This window comes from Nocardioides carbamazepini, from assembly GCF_024614185.1.
GTDB classification, from domain to species: domain Bacteria; phylum Actinomycetota; class Actinomycetes; order Propionibacteriales; family Nocardioidaceae; genus Nocardioides; species Nocardioides carbamazepini.
Window position 1 is genome coordinate 901,736 of record NZ_JAHTLF010000016.1, and the last position, 14,893, is coordinate 916,628.

A 14,893-nucleotide genomic window follows, 5' to 3' on the forward strand; every position below is an offset into this window, starting at 1 on the left:
CGCCGTCCTGGCCGAGATCGTCAGCGGGCCGCGGCCGCCGCGGCGGCCGCAGCCCGCTCGACCCACTTCGGGATCTCCCCGTAGCGCTGGCTCGGGATGAGCCGGCCGGCTGCGGAGTCCTCGACCAGCTGGGCCATCCGGCGCTCGCGGGTCGACTCCTGCTTGGCGGTGATCACCCAGTTGGTGCAGATCCGGCGATAGGTGTTGGTGGCGGCCTCCCAGAAGGCGGTGGCCGCGGGGGAGGCGGCGAGCTGAGAGGCGTAGGCCGGCGGCAGCACCATCGCGGGGTCGGCCTCGTGGGTGTAGGGCGCGGCGTCGCGCCGCCGCTGCTCCCAGATCGCGAGCCCGGAAGCCTGCATCCGACCCTCGGCGCGCAGCTTCTCGACGAGGTCGATGTTGACCTTGCTCCAGTTGCTGGTCTTCTTGCGCGGCGTCCACCGCTGGCGGACGGCGTCGTCGTCGATGCGTTGGGCGACGGAGTCGATCCAGCCCCAGCACAACGCCTCGGGGACCGCCTGCGCCCAGGTCAGGCCGCGGTCGGGCACGTGCTTCTTGTAGAGACCCATCCACAGCTCGGTCTCGGTGTCGTGGTGCGCGGCCAGCCACGCGCCGAACTCGGCGGCGTCGGCGAAGAAGCGGGCGGGCCGCTCGGCCGAACCGCCCATCCGGCCGGGGATCTGGTCCTGGGACATGCCGTCACCCTGTCACCGCGCGCCGACATCCGGCCACATCCGGCCACATCCGCGAGGATGGCGCCATGACCGGCACGCCCACCGTCGCCATCGGTGCCCTCGGCGGCACCATCGCCTCGACCTCCAACGCGACCGACGGCGGTGAGATCGTGCCGACCCTGTCCGCCGAGCGGCTCGTGGCCGCCGTGCCCGGGCTCGGGGAGATCGCGGCCATCCGCGCCGAGACCCTCGCGCAGCTGCCGAGCCCGTCGCTCGACGAGCCGACGATCCTGCGCACCCTCGGCTGGGCACGTGCCGTCGTCGATGCGGGCGCGCGGGGCGTCGTCGTCACCCAGGGCACCGACACGCTCGAGGAGTCGGCCTACCTGCTCGACCTGTTCTGGGACCGCCCCGAGCCGCTCGTCGTCACGGGCGCGATGCGCTCGCCGCAGGTCGCCGGCGCGGACGGCCCGGCCAACCTGCTCACGGCCGTGCGCTGCGCCCTCGCATCGGTCTCGCGGGAGCGCGGCGTGCTCGTGGCCTTCGACGACGAGCTGCACCAGGCCCGCTGGGTCGCGAAGACCGACTCGATGTCGACCAGCGCCTTCCGCTCACCGGTGTTCGGGCCGATCGGGCGCTGCGTCGAGGGCGAGGTCGTGTACGCCGTACCCGCCGCGCGAGTGCCCCCGCTGCGGCTGCCTCCGGGCCAGGAGACCGGCGATCCGCGGGTCCCGCTGGTCGCGACCTACCTCGGCGACGACGGATACGTGCTCGACGCGATCCGGGCCGGCGGGGCGAACGGCGTCGACGGTGTGGTCATCGCCGGGTTCGGCGCGGGGCACGTGTCGGCGCGGATGGCCGAGGCGGTGGGACGGATGGCCGGCCGGGTGCCGGTGGTCTTCGCCTCGCGGACCGGCTCGGGCCCCACGGGACGGGCGATGTACGGCTACCCGGGCTCGGAGATCGACCTCACCGCCCGCGGTGCGGTCGGCGCCGGCTGGCTGTCGCCGGTCAAGGCCCGGCTGCTGCTGTGGGCGCTGGCGCTGCATGGCCCGGTCCCGCGGAGCGACCTCGCCGCCGAGTTCGAGCTCCGCGGCCGTCCCTGATCGCTACCCCAGCCCCGAAGGCGTGTCCGGCGGCCGGTGGGGGAGCACGTCCGCCACGTAGTCGCGGGCCGAGTCGAAGATGTCGACCTCGTGACCGGCCTCGGCGGAGAGCGCCCAGCGGTGCTCCATCACCTCGTGGAAGTACTCCGGGGCGGAGATGGCGCGACGTAGCGCCGCCGGCAGCAGGTCCACGATCGGCGTGTAGACGCTGGTCAGCCAGCGCCGGGCGACCACCTCGCGGTCCTCGTCGTCGTAGCCGCCGTGGGCGGTGAACGCCGCCAGGTCGTTGAGCAGCTTGCGGGCCTGGCTGTCCTCGGCGACCAGCCCGGTGAGCTCGCGCAGCTCCCGCCGGTGGTGGCCGGCCTCGACGACCTTGGGCTGGATCCGGACCCGGTCGGAGTCCGCCTGCACGTCGAGCTCGTCGACGTCGAAGCCGAGGTCGTTGAGACGCGCGATCCGCTGCTCGACGCGGTACCACTCGTCGGCGCTGAACTCCTCCACGGCGGTCAGCTCGTCCCACAGCGCGTGGTAGCGCTCCGCGAGCTGGTCGACGATCGCGAACGCGTCGACCTCGATGTCCGTGTCGCCGCTGGCCTGGAGGTCCATCAGCTCGGCGAAGATGTTCTCGACCCCCACCGTCACGTCCTGCTCGCGCATCGCGTCGGACACCGATGACCGCAGCTCACCGGTCTCGGCGTCGACCAGGAAGGCCGCGAATCCACCGGCACTGCGGCGGAAGAGCGCGTTCGACAGCGACACGTCGCCCCAGAAGAAGCCCGCGAGGTGCAGCCGGACGAGCAGCACCACGAGCGCGTCGACGAGCGCCGGCACCTGGTCGGAGCGCAGCCCGTGCTGGAAGACGGTGCGATAGGGGAGCGAGTAGTGCAGGTGCTCGGTGAGCAGCGCGGCCGGCAGCGGCTCGCCGTCCGGGGTGGTCCTCCCCGTCACCACGCCCCGCGGAACGACGGCCGGCTGGTCGAGGCGCTGGAGGTCGCGCAGCAGGTCGTACTCCCGCAGCGCGATCGCCTCCTCGGTCTCCTTGGCCGCGAGGAACTGCCGGTTCACCTGGATCACCCGGACGACATGCCGGGACAGGCCGAGGGGGAGCGGCACGACGTACCAGTCCTCCCACTCCGCCAGCGGACGCGACCACGGCAGCCGGAACAGGGCCGGGTCGGTACGAGCGGCGACGACATGCAGCGCCATGAGCGAAACCTACGGCGTCTGAACGAGCACGTCACGGGCACCTGTGCAGCACGGGGTCGTGGACAAAGACCCCGACTGGGGGTAGGACTGGGTGACACACGCCACACTCTGGGAGGGGTGATCGGGGCGATGAGACCAACCATCCGTCCGCTCGGACGGGGATCTCGACGCCGGTGCGCTGCGCTCGCGGCCGTCGCCGTGCTCGCGGCCGGAGGCCTCACCGCCTGCGGTGGGTCCGGGAAGCCGGTGCTCAACTGGTACGTCAACCCCGACGGGGTCGACACCTTCGAGAAGTACGCGAAGGAGTGCAGCACCGACGACTACGACATCGACGTGCAGCTGCTCCCGAACGGAGCCACGGACCAGCGCACCCAGCTGGCCCGGCGGCTGGCGGCAGAGGACTCCTCGACCGACCTGATGAACCTCGACCCCGTCTTCGTGGCGGAGTTCGCCAACGCGGGCTGGCTGCAGGAGGTGACGGGCGACCTCGCCGACGCGATCACCACCAGCGTCGAGGGTGAGGGCGACTACCTCTCCGGCGCCGCCGAGACCGTCACCTGGGACGACAAGGTCTACGCGATCCCGCTGTGGGCCAACACGCAGGTGCTCTGGTACCGCAAGTCGCTGGCCCAGGCGGCAGGACTCGACATGACCCAGCCGGTCACCTGGGACCAGGTGATCCAGGCCGCGGCCGACAATGGCGGCACCGTCGGCGTCCAGGCGAACAAGTACGAGGCCTACGTCGTGTGGATCAACGCCCTGGTCCAGGGCGCCGGCGGCGACATCGTCTCCGACACCGAGGCCGGGCGCGACGCGAAGGTCGACATCGGCTCCGATGCGGGCCGCAAGGCCGCCGAGGTGATTCAGAAGCTCGCCGACTCGAAGGCGGCCCAACCGGACCTGAGCGTCTCCAACGAGGGCACCAGCCTCGGCCAGATGTTCCCGGAGGGCGGAGCCGGCGAGTTCATGGTCAACTGGACCTTCGTCTACAAGAACTACGAGGGTCTCGTCGGGTCCGACGTCACCGAGGAGCAGTTCGCCGACCTCGGCTGGGCGCGCTACCCGGAGACGGTCGCGGGTGAGACGTCGAAGCCGCCGGTGGGCGGGATCGACATCGGCGTCGGCGCCTACAGCGACCACCCCGACTTCGCGATGGAGGCGGGTCGCTGCATCACCTCCGAGCAGGCGCAGGTGGACCTGGCTCTCGACAACGGCCTGATGCCGTCCACGAACGCGGCCTACGACAAGGTCGTGGCCAGTGGCGACTACCCGGCGGACCTCGTCGAGCTCTTCCGCACGAGCGTCGACGAGGGCGGTCCTCGGCCCAAGAGCGCCTTCTACGCGATGATCTCGGGCGCCATCCAAGCCAAGTGGCACTCGCCCACCTCGGTCGACCCGGCGGACACCCCGGAGGAGTCGGCGACCTACCTGAAGGACGTGCTGGAAGGGAAGTCGCTGCTGTGAGCACCGTGACCGCACCCGTCAAGGGCAAGCCCGCCAAGGCGGTGGTCAGTGACCGCTCCCGGGCGGAGACCCGTCTGGGCCAGAAGCTGGTCGCGCCGGCCATCGTGCTGATGCTGCTGGTGACGGCGTTCCCCATGCTGCGCGCGCTCTACCTGTCCACCTTCGACTACGCGTTGACCGCCCCCGACGACCGCAACTTCGTCGGACTCAGCAACTACCTCACCGCGCTGACCGACCCGCTGTTCTGGCAGACCACCGGGGTCACCGTGCTGTACATGGTGGTGACGGTGGCGATCGAGCTGGTCATCGGCTTCGCGTTCGCCATGGTGATGCATCGGGTGATCTTCGCCCGCGGCGTCATCCGCACCTCGATCCTGATCCCCTACGGCATCATCACCGTCGTCTCCGGCTTCGCCTGGCAGTTCGCCTTCTCGTTCCAGAACGGCTTCGTCAACGGCTGGCTGCCGTTCGTCGGCGACGACTTCAACTGGTTCGGCCAGACCGGCTCCTCGGTGGTCGCGATCATGGTGTCGGAGATCTGGAAGACCACGCCGTTCATGTCGCTGCTGCTGCTGGCCGGGCTCGCCCAGGTCAGCGAGGACATGATCGAGGCGGCGAAGGTGGACGGCGCCACCTGGACCCAACGGCTGACCAAGGTGATCCTGCCGAACATGCGCGCGGCGATCATGGTCGCCGTCCTGTTCCGGGCGCTCGACGCCTACCGGATCTTCGACAACATCTTCGTGATGACCGCGGGCGCGGTGAAGACCGAGTCGATCAGCTTCCTGACCTACCGCCAGACGATCGAGCAGTTCCAGCTGGGCATGGGCTCCGCGCTGTCGGTGCTGCTGTTCCTCTCGGTCCTGGTGGTGGCGTTCGCGATCGTCAAGCTCTTCCGCGTCGACCTGGCGCAGGCACGGCAGGAGTCCTGAGATGGGCAACGGAATCCGTAACCGCATCGGCATCATCGTCGGCTGCGTCCTGATCATGGTCTGGTGCCTGTTGCCCGTGGTCTGGATCATCTCGCTGTCCTTCAAGTCCGAGACCGCGATCACCAACGGCAGCCCGGGCTTCTTCCCCTCCGACGGCGGGGGAGCCGGCTGGGACAACTACCAGGCGGTCTGGGACAACGAGCAGTTCCGACGGGCGATCCTCAACTCGATCGGCATCAGCCTGATCGCGACCCTGCTCTCGGTCGTCGTGGCCACGCTGGCGGCGTACGCCATCGCCCGGCTGGAGTTCCGCGGCAAGAAGGCCGTGCTCACGATCGCCCTGGCGATCGCGATGTTCCCGGTGGTCTCGCTGGTCGGCCCGCTCTTCGACATGTGGCGGGCGATCGGCCTCTACGACACCTGGCCCGGCCTGATCATCCCGTACATGTCGTTCACGCTGCCGCTGGCGATCTGGACCCTCTCCGCCTTCTTCCGCGAGATCCCGTGGGAGATGGAGCAGGCGGCGCAGGTCGACGGTGCGACGTCGTGGCAGGCCTTCCGGAAGGTGATCGTGCCGCTGGCGGCACCGGGCGTCTTCACCGCCGCGATCCTGACCTTCTTCTTCGCCTGGAACGACTTCGTGTTCGGCATCTCGCTCACCTCGACCGAGAACGCCCGACCGATCCCGGCGTCCCTGTCGTTCTTCGTCGGCTCCGACCCGTTCAACCGGCCGGCCTCGCTGCTGGCCGCGGGAGCGGTCATCGCGACCGTCCCGATCGTCATCATCGTCCTGATCTTCCAGCGCAAGATCGTCGCCGGCCTGACCTCCGGCGCCGTGAAGGGGTGAACCACTGATGGCTGCCATCACGATGAAGAACATCGTCAAGCAGTACGGCGACGGCTTCCCGGCCGTCAACGACGTCTCGATCGACGTCGCGGACGGGGAGTTCATGATCCTCGTCGGGCCGTCGGGCTGCGGGAAGTCCACGCTGCTGCGGATGATCGTCGGGCTGGAGGACATCACCTCCGGCGACATGATGATCGGGGAGCGGCGGGTCAACGACCTCGCGCCCCGCGAGCGCAACCTGGCGATGGTGTTCCAGAACTACGCGCTCTACCCGCACCTGACCGTCTACGAGAACATCGCGTTCCCCCTCCGGTTGGCCAAGAAGCCGGACAGCGAGGTCGACCGGCTGGTGCGGGAGGCCTCGGCCACCCTGGAGCTCGACGAGCACCTCGAGCGCAAGCCCGGGAACCTCTCCGGCGGCCAGCGGCAGCGGGTCGCCATGGGCCGGGCGATCGTGCGGCAGGCGGACGCCTTCCTCTTCGACGAGCCGCTGTCCAACCTCGACGCCAAGCTGCGCGGCCAGATGCGCACCGAGATCGCCCGGCTGCAGAAGCGGCTCGGCATCACCACCGTCTACGTCACCCACGACCAGACCGAGGCGATGACGCTCGGTGACCGGGTCGCCGTCCTCAAGCGCGGACTGCTCCAGCAGCTCGCGACGCCGCGTGAGCTCTACGAGAACCCCGGCAACCTGTTCGTCGCCGGCTTCATCGGCTCGCCGCCGATGAACTTCCTGCCCGCGACGGTCGAGGGGAACCGGGTGCAGCTGCCGTTCGGCAGCGTCGAGATCCCGGCCGAGAAGGCCGAGCGGGCCGCCGGGCGCGGACTGCTCATCGCCGGCATCCGGCCCGAGCACTTCGAGGACGCCTCGCTGGCGGCCGCCGAGGGGCGCAGCGGGTCGACGTTCTCGGCGAACGTGGACGCGGTGGAGTGGCTGGGCAACGAGACCTACGCCTACATCCCCTTCGAGGCCCCGGACGAGGTGAAGCAGCAGCTGCACCAGCTGGAGAAGGACCTGGACGGCGAGGCGATGCGCACCCAGCTCGTCGTCTCGCTCGACGGCGCCAGCAGGATCGTGGAGGGCCAGGACGCGGAGATCTGGGTCGACGGACGCCGCATCCACCTCTTCGACCCGGCCTCGGGGGAGAACCTCACCGTCGACCACTCGCGCGCCGGCCGGATCCCGGGCACCGAGGTGAGCGCCTGACCGCGATGATCAGGCCTCGCGACGGGCGCGGTCGGCGGTGCGGCGGATGCCGCGGATGAAGGTCGGGAACAGTGCGGCCGGCAGGTCATGGCCCCAGCCCGGGATCACGACCAGCTCGGCGCCGCGGATCGCCGCCGCGGTCGCGCGCCCACCCGAGACATGGACCATCCGGTCGGCGAGCCCGTGCATGACGAGGGTCGGCAGCCGCAGCGCCGCCAGGCTGCGGGTGCGGTCGGGCTGGGTCACCACGGCCATCATCTGACGCAGCACGCCGGCCTCGTCGATGCCGCGGTCCCAGGTCTCGCCCGCCCGGCGGCGCAGCTCCGCCTCGTCGTACGGGAAGCCGGGCGATCCGATGATCCCCCACACGACCAGCGCGCGGCTGATGTAGGCCTCCCGGCCCGGACCGCGGGGCGTCGCCAGGGTCGGGAGGAGGGCGGGGCTCTGCCAGCCGACCCTCCGGCCGCCGGTGGTGGACATCATGCTGGTCAGGCTCCGCACCCGCTCGGGCGCCGCGAGCGCCATCGTCTGCGCGATCATGCCGCCCATCGAGATGCCGGCGACGTGGGCCGAGGTCCACCCGAGATGGTCCATCAGCGCGAGGGCGTCCTGCGCCAGGTCGCCGATCGAGTACGGCGCCGCGACGGGTCGGCCGACGAACGCGCGGGCCAGGCGCCCCGTGGTCACCCGCCCGCTCATCCGCGTCGACCGACCGGTGTCGCGGTTGTCGTAGCGCACGACGTGGAAGCCGGCCTCCGCCAATCGGACGCACAGCTCCTCGGGCCACCAGGTCATCGGGCCACCGAGCCCCATCACCAGCAGCAGCGGATCGCCGGCCGGGTCGCCGAAGGTCTGGTAGCAGAGCTCGACGCCCGTCGACACCGGCGCCAGCAGCTCGTCCGAGGCGGTCATGCCACCAGTGTGCCCAAATGCGGGTAGTTGTCGTTTCAACTGGGTACGGTTTGTGACGTGAGCAACACCTTGGCACCCTGGCTGCTGCCGGACGGCTTCGGCCGCCCGGCGCTGGCCGCGCTGCTGCGGGAGGGCAGCGTGGTCACCGAGGCCGGTCGGTTCGCGGCCCGTCGTGGCGCGTCCCGGCGCGTGCGGCGTCGTACCCCGGTCGCCGTGCGCTCGGCGGCGCGGCTCGCCGAGCCCGTGCTGCTGATCCCGGGCTTCCTCGCCGGTGACTGGACGCTCACCGCGATGGCGAGCGAGCTGCGCGGGCGCGGGTTCCGCACCTACCGCTCGCGCATCCACGCCAACGTCGGGTGCACCCTCGGCTCGGCCCTCGCGCTCGAGGCCAGGCTGGAGCAGATCGCCGAGCGGCGCGACGCCCGGGTCCAGATCGTCGGCCACAGCCTCGGCGGGATGATCGCCCGCGGCCTGGCCGCGCGGCGCCCGGACCTGGTGTCGGGCATCGTCACCATGGGCAGCCCCATGCGGGCTCCGGCGGCCCATCACGCCCTGCTCACCCGCGGCGTGCGGGTGCTCAACCGGCTCTCCGACGTGGGCGTCCCCGGCCTGATGAGCGAGGACTGCGTCGCGGGCGAGTGCGCGCACCTGAGCTTCACCGAGTCGCAGGAGCCGCTGCGCGCCGATGTCGCGATGACCAATGTCTACTCCCGGCGCGACGGCATCGTCGACTGGCGGGCCTGCATCGACCCTGCGGGTGCCGCGGTCGAGGTGCGTGCGTCGCACATCGGCATGGCGGTGGACCCGCGGGTGATCGACGTGGTCGCCGCCGCGCTGCTGGTGCCGGACACGCGTCGTACCCGGCATCTGGGTCGCGACTCTGCCTGAGCCACGACCCGGATGCCGGGTACGACGGGGGACCGGCCCGGCTCACATCGTGTTGACGATGAGTCCGATGTGCGTGAAGAAGTTCATCGCGCCGAACAGCAGGAACAGGATGCCCGACAGGCCCCAGAGCCAGCCGGTGACGCGGCCCCAGACGCCGGCCGTTCCGGTCGAGCGGATCCGGTTCACCAGTACGGCGAAGGCGAGGGCGCCGAGACCGACGAGGGCGATCAGCAGCGACATGAACGTCGCCTCGACCATCGGGTGGTCGGCGAAGGCGCCCGAGATGGGCTCCTCGGCGGGCGCGGCGAACAGCTCGTACTTGATGCCGGCGACCGCGATCGCGAGCAGGCTCAGGCCGAGGCCGCCGACGAACACCGTGATCGGCTGGGCGACCCGCGCGAGTGCCTCGACGGGCTTGCTGCTCGCGAGCGCGGTGGCTCCGCGCTTCCACAGGTAGAGCGCCGCGGCGAGGAGCAGGACGCCGAAGCCCAGGCTGGTCTCTCCGAAGATGATGTTGTCGAAGGGGAAGCCTCCGGCCGCGAGCGGCCAAGTCAGCGTCATGTGCAGGCCGGTCGTGGTGAGGACGGTGCCGAGGACACCGAACGTGAGCGCCCAGCCGTCCGGCTCGACCTCGTCCGGCGCGCGGAGGAGCTCGCGGCCGAGCAGGACGAGTCCGATCAGCCCGGCGCCGACGGCGACCGCCATGATCGTGTTGTAGGTGGGCATGTTCGCCCAGTCGATCTTCAGGCCCTCCTGGGCCGCAAGGCTGTTCATGTGCTGCACCTCTGGTTGAACCGTGGGGCCGGATCTCGACCCTCGTCCAACAGAACCTATACGCGCGTATAGATATTCCGTGGCAGTGGCCGGCCGCAGGCCGGTGCGTAGGCTGGCGCTCGTGGCCACCGCTCCCCGACGCACCCAGGAGCGCAGCGCCCAGCGCGCGCAGGCGATGACCGAGGCTGCGGCGCGCCTGCTCATCGAGGAGGGCCCGGACGCGGTGACCCACCGCCGGGTCGCGGCGGCGGCGGGCGTGCCGGCCGGCTCGGCCGGCTACTACTTCCCGACCCGGCAGGAGCTGTACGCCGCCGCGGTCGCCGCCGCCGAAGGGATCCGGTCCGCGGGGGCGGCGGAGCGGGCCCGCTCGCTGCCGCGGCGCCGGCGCTCGGCGAGCGCCACCGCGGCGCTGCTCCTCGAGGTGCTCTATGCACCCGCGCTCGACGGTGCCGTCGTCACCCGGCGGCTCCAGCCGATGCTCGAGGCCACCGCCGACCCGGACCTGCGCCCGATCATGGCCGCCTCCCGGCCCGCCCTGCTGGACGCGCTGCGCGACGCCCTCGAGCGGTGCGGCTGGAGCGAGGTCGCCGAGAGCCGGGACTTCGACCTCGTCGTCCGCATGCTCGACGCCGCTCTGCTCTACGGCGCCGCCACCGGGGACGAGGACCCGGTGGCCGACGCCGTGATCGACGTGGCCCGGTTGCTGGAGCTGGTCCGCGCGGCGCGACCCGCGCGACCAGCGCCCTAGTCGAAGTCGATGCTGCTGAAGCCGCGGAGCTTGGAGAGCTGGTGCTCGGAGGTGATGGTGCGGATCGTGCCGCTGCGCGAGCGCATCACCAGCGACTGGGTGACGGCGCCACCGGCGCGGTAGCGGACGCCGCGGACCAGCTCGCCGTCGGTGATCCCGGTCGCGACGAAGAAGCAGTCGTCGCCGGTGACCAGGGTGTCGGTGGTGAGGATGTGGTCGGGGTCGAGGTCGTGGCCGGCGTCGATGGCGCGCTGGCGCTCCTCATCGTCGGTGGGCCACAGCCGGCCCTGGATGGTGCCTCCCGTGGCCTTCATCGCGCAGGCGGCGATGATGCCCTCGGGGGTGCCGCCGATGCCCATGAGCAGATCGATGCCGGTGTCGGCGCGGGCGGCCATGATCGCACCCGCGACGTCGCCGTCGGTGATGAACTTGATCCGGGCGCCGGTCGCGCGGATCTCGTCGACCAGCGTGGCGTGCCGCGGCCGGTCGAGGAGGACGACGGTGACGTCGGAGGGGTTGGAGCCCTTGGCCTTGGCGACCTGGTGGATGTTCTCGGCGACCGGATAGCGGATGTCGACGACCTCGGCCGCCTCGGGGCCGGTGACGAGCTTCTCCATGTAGAACACCGCGGACGGGTCGTACATCGTGCCCCGCGGCGCGACGGCGAGGACGGCGACCGCGTTGGCCATGCCCTTGGCGGTCAGGGTGGTGCCGTCGATCGGGTCGACCGCGACATCGCACTCGGGGCCGGTGCCGTCGCCGACGCTCTCGCCGTTGTAGAGCATGGGGGCGTTGTCCTTCTCGCCCTCGCCGATGACGACGGTGCCGTTCATGCTGACGCTGGAGATCATGACGCGCATCGCCTGCACCGCGACGCCGTCGGCACCGTTCTTGTCGCCCCGGCCGACCCACCGGCCGGCCGCCATCGCGGCCGCCTCGGTGACCCGCACCAGCTCCAGGGCGAGGTTGCGGTCGGGGGCGGGCGGCTCCACGATGAGGGCTTCGTTCATGAGGCGAACCTTATCGTTCCGCGGCGCCCACCCCTGATTCCTACCGTGAGTAGACGTCGACCTCGGTCGCCTTGACCACGAAGGTGACCGCGGCACCCGGCACCAGGCCCAGCTCGGCGACGGACGCCACGGTCACGTCGGCGGCCAGGTCGCCGGCGCGGACCCGGACCAGGTCGCCGAGCGGCTCGAGCTCGGTGACCACGACGGGCAGCGCGTTGCGTGGACTGCCACCGGGTGGCTCCCGGTGGACGGCGACGGCCGACGGGCGGAAGACCGCCACCGCGGCGGCGCCCTCGACCGGCGGCGGGTCGCCGGGCGTGCCGTGCACGGTGACGCCGTCCGGGCGTCGTACGCCGTCGTGGGTGGCGTCGCCCGCGACCAGGTTGAGGCCCGCGAACCGGGCGGCGAAGGCGCTGCGGGGGCGGGCCAGCACGTCGCCGGTCGTGCCCTGCTCGACCACGCGCCCGCCGTCGATGACGACGACGCGGTCGGCCAGCAGGAGGGCGTCGAGCACGTGGTGCGTGACGATCACGGTCGTCCGGTCGGCGAGCACCCGGCGGAGCAGGGTGCGCAGCGCGGGGGCCACGGCAACGTCGAGGGCCGCCATCGGCTCGTCGAGGAGCAGCAGCCGGGGCTCGGCCGCCAGCGCCCGGGCCACCGCCACCCGCTGGGCCTGGCCGCCGGAGAGCTGCGCCGGTCGGCGGTCGGCCAGCTCGCCCGCATCGACCTCCGCCAGCCAGTGCTCGGCCGCGGCGCGGGCCTCGCGGCGCCCGCTGCCGGTGCTGCGCGGGCCGAAGGCGACGTTCTCCAGGACGGACAGATGGGGGAAGAGGAGGGGATCCTGTGCCAGCAGAGCGGTCCGGCGCGCGTGCGGCGCGACCCAGCGAGGGGGGCCGGTCGGCCCACAGCTCGTCAGCACCGTGTCGTCGAGCACGACCCGCCCGGCGTCAGGGCGGAGCAGGCCGCCGAGCACCGCGAGCGTGGTCGACTTGCCGGCGCCGTTGGGGCCCAGCAGCGCGACCGTCTCGCCCTCGGCGACCTCGAAGGCGACGTCGACGCCGCGCTCCGCGACGACCACCTCGACCCGGGCCGTCACAGTGCCCCCCGCGGTCGGACCAGGCCGATCACCAGGACCGCCACGACGACCAGCACCAGGGACATGGCGACCGCCGCGTCCGCGTCGGTGACCCGCAGGTTGTAGATCAGCAGCGGCAGGGTCCTGGTGGTGCCCTCGAGGCTGCCGGCGAAGGTGATGGTCGCACCGAACTCGCCCAGCGACCGGGCGAACGCGAGCACCGCGCCCGAGGCCAGGCCGGGCAGGACGAGCGGCAGCGTGACACGGCGCAGCACCGTGGTGGGGCGCGCGCCGAGTGAGGCCGCGACGACGTCGTACCGCTCGCCGGCGGTGCGCAACGCGCCCTCCAGACTGACGACCAGGAACGGCAGGGACACGAACGTCTGGGCGAGCACGACAGCGATCGAGGAGAACGCGATCCGGATGCCGAGCGTCTCGAGATGCTCGCCGAGCAGGCCCTGCCGGCCGAAGGTGGAGAGCAGCGCGATGCCGCCGACGACCGGAGGCAGGACGAGGGGGAGCAGCACCAGCGAGCGCAGTACGCCGAGCCAGCGGGCCTCGCTGCGCGCGAGCACGGCCGCCAGCGGGATGCCGAACAGCAGGCACAGGAGGGTGCTCGCGGTCGAGGTCTTCAGGCTCAGGACCAGGGCCGAGCCGGCCGCCTCGGAGGTGACCAGCGTCGGGAACTCGCCCCAGGCGATCCGGGTGGCCATCGAGGCGACCGGGAGCACCACGAACACGCCGGCCAGCAGCGCGGGCGCGAAGAGCCAGCGCGGCAGGCCGACGTGCCGGGTGCGCGCCATCAGGCGGCCGGCGCGCCGAACCCGGCCTCGTGGAGGATCGCCTGGCCGTCCCCGAGGACGAGGTCGATCCACTCCTGCGCGAGGCCGGCCTCGGCCGAGCCCTCGACGGCGACGATCGGGTAGCGGTTGACGACGTCGGCGGCCTCGGGGAACGCGACGCCCTCCACCCTGTCGCCGGCGGCGGTCACGTCGGTGACGTAGACGAGGCCGGCGTCGGCCTCACCCGACTCCACCTTGGCGAGGACGTCGGTCACCGACTGCTCCTCACTGACCGGCGCGAGGGTGAGGCCGGCGGTCTCGGCCACCTTGAGCGAGGCGCTGCCGCAGGGGACCTCGGGCTGGCAGAGGACCAGGTTGACGTCCGTGCCGGTCAGGTCGGCCAGGCTCGTGATCCCGGCGGGGTTGCCCGGCGGGACCACGATCGTCAGCGTGTTGGTCGCGAACTCCGACGGGTCGCCGGCGGCGAGCTCGCCTGTCACCAGCTTGTCCATGTTGGCGGTGTCGGCGGAGGCGAAGACGTCGGCCTCGGCCCCCTCGGCGATCTGCGCGACGAGGTCCGAGGAGCCGCCGAAGGACAGCTTCACGTCGACACCGGCGTGGGCGTCCTCGAACTCCTTCTCCATCTCCTCGAAGGTCTTCGTGAGCGACGCGGCCGCGAAGACGGTCAGCGTCCGCGTGCTGTCGCCGCCCTTGCCGGAGCCGCTCCCGCCGTCGTCGCCGCACGCGGCGAGCGGGAGGGCGAGCAGGACGGCGGCGCCGGTGGCACCGATCCGGAGCCGAGTCTTCTTCATCAGTGCTTCCTCAGGACTTCCTCGGGACGGGTCGCTCGACGACGACCGTGGTGGACTTGACCGACGCGATCGCGCGTACGCCGGGCGCCAGGCCCAGCTCCGTCGCGGCCTCGGCGCTCATCAGGGAGACGACCCGGTAGGGGCCGCAGACCATCTCGACCTGGGCCATCACCGTGTCGGCGAGGACCCGGGTGACGATGCCGGTCATCCGGTTGCGGGCGCTGACCTCGCCGGCGCGGGTCCGGTCGCGGTCGGCCTCGTCGACGAGGGACGCCGCGAGCGCGGCGAGGTCGGGGCCGGGGATGACGGTCCGGCCGTCGACGGTGCTGCTGGGCACCCGCCCCGCCTCGATCCACCGGCGGACGGTGTCCGTCGAGACGCCGAGCAGCTCGGCGGCCTCGGCGACGCGGTAGTCGGTCATGGCGCCACCCTGTCGCATCTGCGGCACATTGATCAACT

General features: G+C 71.8%; 16 protein-coding genes. 7 read left to right on the top strand and 9 right to left on the bottom strand.

What is annotated here, in order from left to right:
* Window positions 1–20: 20 nt before the first annotated feature.
* Window positions 21–692: a YdeI/OmpD-associated family protein gene (locus KVF89_RS16920; protein WP_257427253.1), complete on the bottom strand. Its 672-nt coding sequence runs from the start codon at window positions 690–692 to the stop codon at window positions 21–23.
* 65 nt (window positions 693–757) lie between these two features.
* Here KVF89_RS16920 and KVF89_RS16925 point away from each other — a divergent pair, with 65 nt between their 5' ends.
* Window positions 758–1,777 carry an asparaginase gene (locus KVF89_RS16925; protein WP_257427254.1) on the top strand — a complete coding sequence of 340 codons (1,020 nt, stop codon included), beginning with the start codon at window positions 758–760 and terminating at the stop codon, window positions 1,775–1,777.
* Window positions 1,778–1,780: 3 nt separating this feature from the next.
* Here the strand turns inward: KVF89_RS16925 and KVF89_RS16930 are convergent, their stop codons facing one another.
* The gene (locus KVF89_RS16930; protein WP_257427255.1) at window positions 1,781–2,983 is read right to left on the bottom strand and encodes a DUF4032 domain-containing protein; all 1,203 of its coding nucleotides are present in this window, start codon (window positions 2,981–2,983) and stop codon (window positions 1,781–1,783) included.
* Between the two features lie 129 nt (window positions 2,984–3,112).
* Between KVF89_RS16930 and KVF89_RS16935 the strand changes: the two genes are divergently transcribed.
* From KVF89_RS16935 to KVF89_RS16950, 4 genes are read left to right on the top strand one after another with little or no spacing between them, the layout of a single operon-like run.
* Entirely contained in the window at window positions 3,113–4,447 is a 1,335-nt protein-coding gene (locus KVF89_RS16935) for an extracellular solute-binding protein (protein ID WP_257427256.1), read from the top strand.
* Window positions 4,444–5,379: a carbohydrate ABC transporter permease gene (locus KVF89_RS16940; RefSeq protein WP_257427257.1), complete on the top strand. Its 936-nt coding sequence runs from the start codon at window positions 4,444–4,446 to the stop codon at window positions 5,377–5,379. The genes KVF89_RS16935 and KVF89_RS16940 overlap by 4 nt, the downstream gene beginning before the upstream one ends.
* Window position 5,380: 1 nt before the next feature.
* Window positions 5,381–6,226 carry a carbohydrate ABC transporter permease gene (locus KVF89_RS16945; RefSeq protein ID WP_257427258.1) on the top strand — a complete coding sequence of 282 codons (846 nt, stop codon included), beginning with the start codon at window positions 5,381–5,383 and terminating at the stop codon, window positions 6,224–6,226.
* 7 nt (window positions 6,227–6,233) lie between these two features.
* Entirely contained in the window at window positions 6,234–7,433 is a 1,200-nt protein-coding gene (locus KVF89_RS16950; protein ID WP_257427259.1) for an ABC transporter ATP-binding protein, read from the top strand.
* Window positions 7,434–7,442: 9 nt separating this feature from the next.
* Here KVF89_RS16950 and KVF89_RS16955 read toward each other — a convergent pair whose 3' ends face one another.
* A complete protein-coding gene (locus tag KVF89_RS16955; protein ID WP_257427260.1) occupies window positions 7,443–8,345 on the bottom strand; it encodes an alpha/beta fold hydrolase in 903 nt (300 codons plus the stop codon).
* Window positions 8,346–8,402: 57 nt separating this feature from the next.
* On the opposite strand from KVF89_RS16955, the gene KVF89_RS16960 reads away from it, so the two are divergent.
* Entirely contained in the window at window positions 8,403–9,233 is an 831-nt protein-coding gene (locus KVF89_RS16960; protein ID WP_257427261.1) for a lipase family alpha/beta hydrolase, read from the top strand.
* A 42-nt stretch (window positions 9,234–9,275) separates the two neighbouring features.
* Here KVF89_RS16960 and KVF89_RS16965 read toward each other — a convergent pair whose 3' ends face one another.
* Window positions 9,276–10,007 (bottom strand): DUF981 family protein, encoded by a 732-nt coding sequence (locus KVF89_RS16965; RefSeq protein ID WP_257427262.1) that lies wholly within the window; start codon window positions 10,005–10,007, stop codon window positions 9,276–9,278.
* Window positions 10,008–10,128: 121 nt separating this feature from the next.
* Between KVF89_RS16965 and KVF89_RS16970 the strand changes: the two genes are divergently transcribed.
* Window positions 10,129–10,755 (top strand): TetR family transcriptional regulator, encoded by a 627-nt coding sequence (locus tag KVF89_RS16970; protein ID WP_257427263.1) that lies wholly within the window; start codon window positions 10,129–10,131, stop codon window positions 10,753–10,755.
* Here the strand turns inward: KVF89_RS16970 and glpX are convergent.
* Genes glpX through KVF89_RS16995 form a run of 5 tightly spaced genes read right to left on the bottom strand, consistent with a single transcriptional unit; the run spans window position 10,752 to window position 14,855 of the window.
* Entirely contained in the window at window positions 10,752–11,765 is a 1,014-nt protein-coding gene (glpX, locus tag KVF89_RS16975) for a class II fructose-bisphosphatase (protein WP_257427264.1), read from the bottom strand. The genes KVF89_RS16970 and glpX overlap by 4 nt on opposite strands.
* Window positions 11,766–11,805: 40 nt before the next feature.
* The gene (locus tag KVF89_RS30450; RefSeq protein ID WP_257427265.1) at window positions 11,806–12,861 is read right to left on the bottom strand and encodes a sulfate/molybdate ABC transporter ATP-binding protein; all 1,056 of its coding nucleotides are present in this window, start codon (window positions 12,859–12,861) and stop codon (window positions 11,806–11,808) included.
* Window positions 12,858–13,643 carry an ABC transporter permease gene (locus KVF89_RS16985; RefSeq protein WP_257427267.1) on the bottom strand — a complete coding sequence of 262 codons (786 nt, stop codon included), beginning with the start codon at window positions 13,641–13,643 and terminating at the stop codon, window positions 12,858–12,860. Before KVF89_RS16985 ends, KVF89_RS30450 begins: the two co-directional genes overlap by 4 nt.
* Complete coding sequence (gene modA / locus KVF89_RS16990; protein WP_257427268.1) at window positions 13,643–14,434, bottom strand: molybdate ABC transporter substrate-binding protein; 792 nt, start codon at window positions 14,432–14,434, stop codon at window positions 13,643–13,645. The genes KVF89_RS16985 and modA overlap by 1 nt, the downstream gene beginning before the upstream one ends.
* Window positions 14,435–14,444: 10 nt before the next feature.
* A complete protein-coding gene (locus KVF89_RS16995; protein WP_257427269.1) occupies window positions 14,445–14,855 on the bottom strand; it encodes a TOBE domain-containing protein in 411 nt (136 codons plus the stop codon).
* Window positions 14,856–14,893 lie beyond the last annotated feature (38 nt).

Bases quoted from the DNA above. Each gene is read 5' to 3' on its own strand.
- KVF89_RS16920 (WP_257427253.1), bottom strand. From the start codon at position 692: ATGTCCCAGGACCAGATCCCCGGCCGGATGGGCGGTTCGGCCGAGCGG.
- KVF89_RS16925 (WP_257427254.1), top strand. From the start codon at position 758: ATGACCGGCACGCCCACCGTCGCCATCGGTGCCCTCGGCGGCACCATC.
- KVF89_RS16930 (WP_257427255.1), bottom strand. From the start codon at position 2,983: ATGGCGCTGCATGTCGTCGCCGCTCGTACCGACCCGGCCCTGTTCCGG.
- KVF89_RS16935 (WP_257427256.1), top strand. From the start codon at position 3,113: ATGAGACCAACCATCCGTCCGCTCGGACGGGGATCTCGACGCCGGTGC.
- KVF89_RS16945 (WP_257427258.1), top strand. From the start codon at position 5,381: ATGGGCAACGGAATCCGTAACCGCATCGGCATCATCGTCGGCTGCGTC.
- KVF89_RS16950 (WP_257427259.1), top strand. From the start codon at position 6,234: ATGGCTGCCATCACGATGAAGAACATCGTCAAGCAGTACGGCGACGGC.
- KVF89_RS16955 (WP_257427260.1), bottom strand. From the start codon at position 8,345: ATGACCGCCTCGGACGAGCTGCTGGCGCCGGTGTCGACGGGCGTCGAG.
- KVF89_RS16965 (WP_257427262.1), bottom strand. From the start codon at position 10,007: ATGAACAGCCTTGCGGCCCAGGAGGGCCTGAAGATCGACTGGGCGAAC.
- glpX (WP_257427264.1), bottom strand. From the start codon at position 11,765: ATGAACGAAGCCCTCATCGTGGAGCCGCCCGCCCCCGACCGCAACCTC.
- KVF89_RS16985 (WP_257427267.1), bottom strand. From the start codon at position 13,643: ATGGCGCGCACCCGGCACGTCGGCCTGCCGCGCTGGCTCTTCGCGCCC.
- modA (WP_257427268.1), bottom strand. From the start codon at position 14,434: ATGAAGAAGACTCGGCTCCGGATCGGTGCCACCGGCGCCGCCGTCCTG.
- KVF89_RS16995 (WP_257427269.1), bottom strand. From the start codon at position 14,855: ATGACCGACTACCGCGTCGCCGAGGCCGCCGAGCTGCTCGGCGTCTCG.